At 63.9% G+C, this 6,757-nt stretch carries 8 protein-coding genes; 5 read left to right on the forward strand and 3 right to left on the reverse strand.

The annotated features are described in order from the left end of the window. The first annotated feature begins 187 nt into the window (after positions 1–187). Positions 188–697 carry a hypothetical protein gene (locus JQ567_RS34865; protein ID WP_212443014.1) on the forward strand — a complete coding sequence of 170 codons (510 nt, stop codon included), beginning with the start codon at positions 188–190 and terminating at the stop codon, positions 695–697. Here JQ567_RS34865 and JQ567_RS34870 read toward each other — a convergent pair. From JQ567_RS34870 to JQ567_RS34880, 3 genes are all read right to left on the reverse strand, one after another. Continuing rightward, entirely contained in the window at positions 677–1,069 is a 393-nt protein-coding gene (locus tag JQ567_RS34870; protein WP_212443015.1) for a carboxymuconolactone decarboxylase family protein, read from the reverse strand. The two genes, JQ567_RS34865 and JQ567_RS34870, sit on opposite strands and share 21 nt — an antisense overlap. Positions 1,070–1,211: 142 nt before the next feature. Then, positions 1,212–1,994 (reverse strand): 3-oxoadipate enol-lactonase, encoded by a 783-nt coding sequence (gene pcaD / locus JQ567_RS34875; RefSeq protein WP_212443016.1) that lies wholly within the window; start codon positions 1,992–1,994, stop codon positions 1,212–1,214. A gap of 103 nt (positions 1,995–2,097) precedes the next feature. Beyond that, complete coding sequence (locus tag JQ567_RS34880; protein ID WP_212443017.1) at positions 2,098–3,453, reverse strand: 3-carboxy-cis,cis-muconate cycloisomerase; 1,356 nt, start codon at positions 3,451–3,453, stop codon at positions 2,098–2,100. A gap of 257 nt (positions 3,454–3,710) precedes the next feature. Between JQ567_RS34880 and JQ567_RS34885 the strand changes: the two genes are divergently transcribed. The 4 genes from JQ567_RS34885 (at position 3,711) to JQ567_RS34900 (ending at position 6,679) form a co-directional block, all read left to right on the forward strand. Further along, positions 3,711–4,157: a CoxG family protein gene (locus tag JQ567_RS34885; protein WP_211996306.1), complete on the forward strand. Its 447-nt coding sequence runs from the start codon at positions 3,711–3,713 to the stop codon at positions 4,155–4,157. 221 nt (positions 4,158–4,378) lie between these two features. Beyond that, a complete protein-coding gene (locus JQ567_RS34890; protein ID WP_212443018.1) occupies positions 4,379–4,864 on the forward strand; it encodes a (2Fe-2S)-binding protein in 486 nt (161 codons plus the stop codon). A 65-nt stretch (positions 4,865–4,929) separates the two neighbouring features. Beyond that, on the forward strand, positions 4,930–5,733 hold the full coding sequence (locus JQ567_RS34895) for a xanthine dehydrogenase family protein subunit M (protein WP_212443019.1): 804 nt from the start codon (positions 4,930–4,932) through the stop codon (positions 5,731–5,733). Between the two features lie 37 nt (positions 5,734–5,770). Continuing rightward, positions 5,771–6,679, forward strand: a complete 909-nt coding sequence (locus tag JQ567_RS34900; RefSeq protein ID WP_212443020.1) for a MoxR family ATPase — start codon at positions 5,771–5,773, stop codon at positions 6,677–6,679. Positions 6,680–6,757: the final 78 nt, after the last annotated feature.

Genomic DNA, 6,757 nt, shown 5'->3' on the forward strand with positions numbered 1-6,757 from the left:
CTGGTTCGAACGTAAGCGAGAGTTAAGGAAGGCCCCGCCGAAAGGCGGGGCTTTTCCTGTATGCGGCCAGGCCGGCCGCCGTCCAATTAAGGTAAACAAATGGTTTAAATTGCCGCTCGCCGTTTAAGGGAGTTACGTCGCCGTCAGCCCGCCGCCTCGAAGCGCGGCGGAGCCAACGGGAAGCGACATGGCCAAACACTGGCGGATCAGTTCACTCAGCGGCGCGCTGCTGGCGGCGTATTTCATCCCGGCCTGGACCATCATCGCGTTCAAGATCATGGTTTCGCCGATCCATGGCCTCTACGACCGGCCCAACATTTCGCTCGCTTTGTTCGTCAGCGATCATCTGCAACTGGCGGGCACGGCGACCGTCCGTTTCGCCTGGCTATTGGCGCTCGGGCGGATGACGGTCGTGGCGTTCTTTGCGGTCTTCCTGGTGTTCGTGACCCGCGCGGCGATCCGCAAGAGTGGCGGCTGCAACGAAGCGCTCGGCATGGCGCTGGCGATCGGCAGCGTCATCAGCTTTGCGGGCGTGCTGATGGCGTCGCAGGCCGGTGAGACCGCCGCCCTTCGGATGCATGCGGCCGAACTGTTGATGATGCTCGGCACCGTGATCGTGATGCTGGTCGAGGCGCCGGCGCAGAGACCGGCGGATGCCGGCGCCGGCTCGGGCGAGCTATCCCTTCAGCAGACCTAGTTCGGCGACGATCCCTGCGGCTTCCTTGACGGCGTGGTTGGCCGCGGGCACGCCGCAATAGATCGCCTGCTGCAGGATGATTTCCTTGATATCATCGGGCGTGAAGCCGCCCTCGGCGAGGGCCGCGCGCACATGCAGGCGGAATTCATCCCATTGGCCGAGCGCGACCATGGTGCCGATCACGAGCACGCGCCTTGTGCGGTGATCGAAATGCGGCCGGGTCCAGATATCGCCCCAGGCATAGCGGGTGATCAGGTCCTGGAAATCGGTGTTGAACGCGTTGCGGCCCGCGATCGATTTGTCGACCCATTCATTGCCGAGCACTTTTCGGCGCTGGGTCATGCCGTTCTCGCGGCGCTTGTCGTCGTCCATGGGTTCTCTCCTTTCGTCATTGCGAGCCACCGGGTCGCGCGAATGCGCACCCGATGATAAACTCCGCGAAGCAATCCATTGTCCCGTTGAGGAAGTATGGATTGCTTCGTCGCTTCGCTCCTCGCAATGACGGCTGTTAGAGTTAGCGTTGCGTCAGGAAGCCGACCACCGCGTCGGTGAAGGCGTGCGGTTGCTCGACATTGGAAATATGTGCGGCATCGAGGATCGTCATGCTGGCGCCGGGAATCTGGCTGCGGATGAATTCACCGGCTGCAATCGGCGTCGACATGTCGTGGCGTCCGGCGATCACCAGGGTCGGACTCTTGATCTTCGGCAGCATCTCGCGGTTATCCAGCGTCGACAGCGCCTCGCAGCAGGCGAGGTAGCCCTCGACGGGTGTTGCCAGCATCATCGCCTTCATGTTGGCGGTGATCTGCGGCTCGCGCTCGCGAAAATCCGCCGTCAGCCAGCCCCCGATCACGGTGTCGGCGACCGCGGCGATGCCGCCTTCCTTCACCGCCTTGATGCGGTTGTGCCAGTTGGTCGGGTCCGGATAGTGGCAGGCGGTGTTGGCGAGGATGAGTTTGCCGAATCGATCAGGCGCGTTGGCCCCCAGCCATTGTCCGACCATGCCGCCCATCGACAGCCCGCACCAATGCGTCTTGGCAATATTGAGATCGTCGAGGATCGCCAGCACGTCGCGGCCGAACCGTTCCATCGAATAGGGGCCGGGCGGCACGTTGGACTTGCCATGGCCGCGCCGGTCGTAACGGATGACGCGAAACACCTGCGTCAGCGCCTTCATCTGCGGCTCCCACATCTGCATGGTCGAGCCCAGCGAATTCGACAGCATCAGCGTCGGTCCGCCGTCGCGGCCTTCGACGGATACGTTGAGCAGGCACCCATCGGCGTCGATCATCGGCATGGTGTTTTCCCTCGTCATGCGCGGGCTGGACCCGCGCATCCATCAAAAAAGACTCTATTCAAGAAGATGGATTGCCGGGTCAAGCCCGGCAATGACACCTAGCTTATTTCTCGTCCAGTGATGCGAGCAGGCGGTCGATCAGGGCTTGCGAGGCGCCTTGATAGGCCATCGGCTCGAACAGTTCTGCGATCGTCCCGGCGCTGAGCTGCGCGGTGACTTTTGCATCAGACGTCAGCACGTCGCGCAGATGTTTCTTTTCGGCGACCGCTTTCTTGCTGGCCGCCTCGATCAGATGATGTGCGTCGCTTTTGCCGATCTTCTCAGCCAGCGCGAATGTCACCGCTTCCGCCATGATCAGCCCATCGGTGGCGTCGAGATTGGCGCGCATCCGCGCCACATCGACTTCCAGTCCTTCGGCGATATCGACTGTCGCGGCCAGTGCCCCCGAGGTGACCAGCAGCAAGGTCGGCAGGGTCGGCCATTCCGCGTGCCAGGGGCCGGCGCTGCGTTCGTGGTCCTGAACCTGGGCGGCAAAAATCGTCGCCGCCAGATTGGGCGCCATGGTGGCGGCGGCGAGCGCGGTCGCGGCCGCCACGGGGTTGCGCTTGTGTGGCATGGTGGAGGAGCCGCCGCGGCCTTCGCCTGATGGTTCAAAGGCTTCGCCGACGTCGGTCTGCATCATTAGGGAAACATCGCGGGCGATCTTGCCGCAAGTGCCGGCGAGAATGGCGAGCACGGATGCGGCCTCCGCGATGCGGTCGCGGTGGGTGTGCCAGGGCGCCTCGGGCAGCGGCAGTTTTAGCTCCTGCGCCAGTTGTTCGGCGACCGCCAATCCCTGGTCGCCGAGCGCGGCGAGCGTGCCGGCGGCGCCGCCGAACTGCAGCGCCAGCGTCTCGCTGCGCAGCCGCCGCAGCCGCTTCTGCGAGCGATGCAGGGCCGCGGCATATTCGGCGAGCTTGAGCCCGAACGGCATCGGCAGCGCATGCTGCAGCCAGGTGCGGCCGACCACCGCGGTGTTGCGGTGCTGGCGCGCCAGTTTGGCAAAGCCGGCGATGGCGCGGGCGGTGTCGTCAAGCAGCGCATCGATGCCGGCGCGCAGGCCGAGCATGGCGCCGGTATCGATCACGTCCTGGCTGGTCGCGCCCCAATGCACGTAGCGCGCGGCGTCGGCGTCCAGCTTCGCCACGTTCGCCGTCAGCGCCTTGACCAGCGGGATCGCGAGATTGCCCGACCGCGTCGCGGCCTCGGCCAATGCCGCGAGGTCGAATGATTCGGCCCGGCAGGCGTTCGTGATCGGGCCCGCCGCCTTGTTCGGAATAACGCCGGTCGCGGCTTCGGCGCGGGCCAGCGCGGCCTCGAAATCCAGCATGTTCTGCAGGCATGCGGCATCGTCGCACACCGCGCGCATCGCGGCGCTCGACAGCATCGGGGCAAGCAACGGGGACAGGGATGTGCTCATCTGTGCGAGGACCTAACCATCCCCCGTTGGCTCTGCCAACCCGGTTGGTAATACCAACCGGGTTGGCAATGCCGGCGCCCCTGATTTTCTGGCGGTATCCCGGTCACAACACCGGGAGCCAAAATTTGCGGCATTGCGGCGATCCCTGTTGGGCTTTGCGAATATGCATCGCTCATCGTCCCAAGGCGGCCTTTCCTTATGCGCGGCCGTGCATTACTTGGGAGAACGGTTTTGAAGCGTTACAGGAGGCATCCACCATGGCCATGACGATGAACGGCGAAGTCCAGCTTGCGGCGCCGCGCGAGGCCGTGTGGGCCAAATTGAACGATCCGGAGGTGCTGAAGGTCTGCATCCCCGGCTGCGAGGAGCTCGAGAAGACCGAGGACAATGGCTTCCGCGCCACCGCCAAAATGAAGGTCGGGCCGGTCTCCGCCCGCTTCAAGGGCAAGGTCACGCTGAGCGATCTCGACCCGCCCAACGGCTACAAGATCTCGGGCGAAGGCGAGGGCGGCGTTGCCGGTTTCGCCAAGGGCGGCGCCACGGTGGCGCTGGCCGAAAAGGATGGCGGCACCTTGCTGAGCTATAATGTCGAGGCCCAGATCGGCGGCAAGCTGGCCCAGCTCGGACAGCGCCTGATCAACGGCTCGGCCAAGAAACTGGCCGACGAGTTCTTCGCCAATTTCGCCAAGGCGGTGCAAGGTTGATCCCGGGTTGAGGCTTGGCTGCCTCTTGGCCCCGCCCAAGATTCCCGCCTCAAGTCCAGCCCGAATATCCCGTCAAGAGTCCCGCTAAGCCGTATCTGGCCATGCCGGAAGTGAGTGACTGCCACGGTTGCTCATTGCCGGGATGGCCCATATTATGGCCTTGGAACGATTTTAAACGCCTGCGCAGCCGATATGCGGCAGTGCAGCTCAAGAGAGTGCTGATGGCCAAGATTTCCCTGATCGTGAACGGCAATCCCGTAAACGCCAATGTCGACTCCCGTACCCTCCTGGTCCAGTTTCTCCGCGAAAACCTGCGGCTGACCGGCACCCATGTCGGCTGCGATACCTCGCAGTGCGGCGCCTGCGTCGTCCATCTCGACGGCAAGGCGGTCAAATCCTGCACCACGCTGGCTGTCATGGCCGATGGCCATGAAGTGCGGACCATCGAGGGCCTGGCCGCCGACGGAGAGCCGCTGCATCCGATGCAGGAAGCCTTCCGCGAGCACCACGGCCTGCAATGCGGCTTCTGCACCCCCGGCATGATCATGACGGCGGTCGATTTGGTGCACCGCAAGGGCAACGACCTCTCGGACCACGTCATTCGCGAAGAGCTCGAAGGCAATTTGTGCCGCTGCACCGGCTATCAGAACATCGTGACCTCGATCGCCGCCGGCGCCAAGGCGATGGCCAAATCCGACCTTGCTTAAATCTGACCTGGCGTAAGTCCGCCTCGCATCATCGAATTCATCGCGACCGCGATCAGGAAGTTCTCATGTACGAATTCAAATACCATCGCCCCGCGACCGTGCGTCAGGCCGCCAATCTCCTGGTGAAGAACGAAGACGCCAAGGTGATCGCCGGCGGTCACACGCTGGTGCCGGTCATGAAGCAGCGGCTCGCGAGCCCGCCGCATCTGGTCGATCTCTCCCATATCGAAGGCCTCGACGGCATCGAGATGAAGGGCCGCTCGCTGGTGATCGGCGCCACCGCCAGGCACGCCGCGGTCGCGACTTCGGCCGTCGTCGGCGAAGCCATTCCGGCGCTGGCCGAACTCGCCGGCATGATCGGCGATCCTGCGGTACGCCACAAAGGCACCATCGGCGGCTCGCTCGCCAACAACGATCCGACTGCGGATTATCCCGCCGCGGTGCTGGCGCTCGGCGCCACCATCGTCACCAACAAGCGCCGGCTGAAGGCCGAAGAATTCTTCCAGGGCCTGTTCACGACGGCGCTCGAAAGCGACGAGATCATCACCAAGGTGATGTTCCCGGTGCCGAAGAAGGCGGCCTATATCAAATTCCGCAACCAGGCCTCGCGCTACGCGCTGGTTGGCGTGTTCGTCGCCAAGCGTCCGTCGGATGTCCGCGTCGCCGTCACCGGTGCCGGCTCGGACGGCGTGTTCCGCGCCGAACCGTTCGAAGAGGCGTTGAAGAAGCGCTTCTCGCACAAGGTGCTCGATGGCGTTTCCGTTCCGGCCGAAGGGCTGAACAGCGACCTGCATGGCAGCGCCGAATATCGCGCGCATCTGATCGGCGTGCTGACGCGCCGCGCCGTCGAAGCCGCGACGGCGAAGTAAGTTTGCCGTTTCCCGGCTCAGCAAGATTGGCTTTGTCATGAGTGCATCGGCGCTACCGAAATCCGTCGATGCGATGCAGGAATTGCTGACCTCGCGCGGCTATCTCGCCGAGCGCTCGCTGGCGACGGTGACCTATCTGTCGCTGCGAATGGGACGGCCGTTGTTCCTCGAAGGCGAGGCCGGCGTCGGCAAGACCGAAATCGCAAAGGTGCTGTCGGCCGCCCTTGGCCGCAAACTGATCCGTCTGCAGTGCTACGAAGGCCTCGACGTTGCCTCCGCGGTCTACGAGTGGAACAGCGCCGCGCAGATGATCGCGATCCGGCTGGCGGAAGCCGGCGGCGACACTGACCGTGACCAGCTTTCCAGCGATATCTTTGCCGAGCGTTTCCTGATCAAGCGGCCGCTGCTGCAGGCGCTGGAGCCCGATGTGGCCGGCGCGCCGGTGCTGCTGATCGACGAACTCGACCGCGCCGACGAGGCGTTCGAGGCGTATCTTCTGGAAATCCTCTCGGACTTCCAGGTCACGATTCCCGAATTCGGCACCGTGAAGGCGCCGCAAGCGCCGATCGTCATCATCACCTCGAACCGCACCCGTGAAATCCACGACGCGCTGAAGCGCCGCTGCCTGTATCACTGGGTGGATTATCCCAATGCCGAGCGCGAGCTGGCGATCGTCAAATCGCGCGTGCCGGATATTTCCGCAAAGCTCTCGCAGCAGGTGGTGCGCTTCGTGCAGGCGCTGCGCGATCAGGATTTCTACAAGTCGCCGGGCGTTGCCGAGACCATCGACTGGGCCACCGCGCTGACCGAACTCGACGCCCGCTCGCTGACGCCGCAAGTCGTCGGCGACACGCTGGGCGCGCTCCTGAAATACCAGGACGACATCGCGCGGATGCAGGGCGACACGCTGCAGAAGGTTTTGAAGGAAGCGACGAGCGATAACTGATCGTCATTCCGGGATGGTCCGAAGGACCAGACCCGGAATCTCGAGATTCCGGGTTCGATGCTTCGCATCGCCCCGGAA

The sequence above is a fragment of the Bradyrhizobium sp. AUGA SZCCT0431 genome (assembly GCF_018131065.1).
In the GTDB taxonomy this organism is placed as follows: Bacteria; Pseudomonadota; Alphaproteobacteria; order Rhizobiales; family Xanthobacteraceae; genus Bradyrhizobium.

Excerpts from the sequence above, each read along its gene's own strand:
- JQ567_RS34900 (WP_212443020.1), top strand. The coding sequence starts at position 5,771 with ATGAGTGCATCGGCGCTACCGAAATCCGTCGATGCGATGCAGGAATTG.
- pcaD (WP_212443016.1), bottom strand. The coding sequence starts at position 1,994 with ATGCCGATGATCGACGCCGATGGGTGCCTGCTCAACGTATCCGTCGAA.
- JQ567_RS34885 (WP_211996306.1), top strand. The coding sequence starts at position 3,711 with ATGGCCATGACGATGAACGGCGAAGTCCAGCTTGCGGCGCCGCGCGAG.
- JQ567_RS34870 (WP_212443015.1), bottom strand. The coding sequence starts at position 1,069 with ATGGACGACGACAAGCGCCGCGAGAACGGCATGACCCAGCGCCGAAAA.
- JQ567_RS34865 (WP_212443014.1), top strand. The coding sequence starts at position 188 with ATGGCCAAACACTGGCGGATCAGTTCACTCAGCGGCGCGCTGCTGGCG.
- JQ567_RS34880 (WP_212443017.1), bottom strand. The coding sequence starts at position 3,453 with ATGAGCACATCCCTGTCCCCGTTGCTTGCCCCGATGCTGTCGAGCGCC.
- JQ567_RS34890 (WP_212443018.1), top strand. The coding sequence starts at position 4,379 with ATGGCCAAGATTTCCCTGATCGTGAACGGCAATCCCGTAAACGCCAAT.
- JQ567_RS34895 (WP_212443019.1), top strand. The coding sequence starts at position 4,930 with ATGTACGAATTCAAATACCATCGCCCCGCGACCGTGCGTCAGGCCGCC.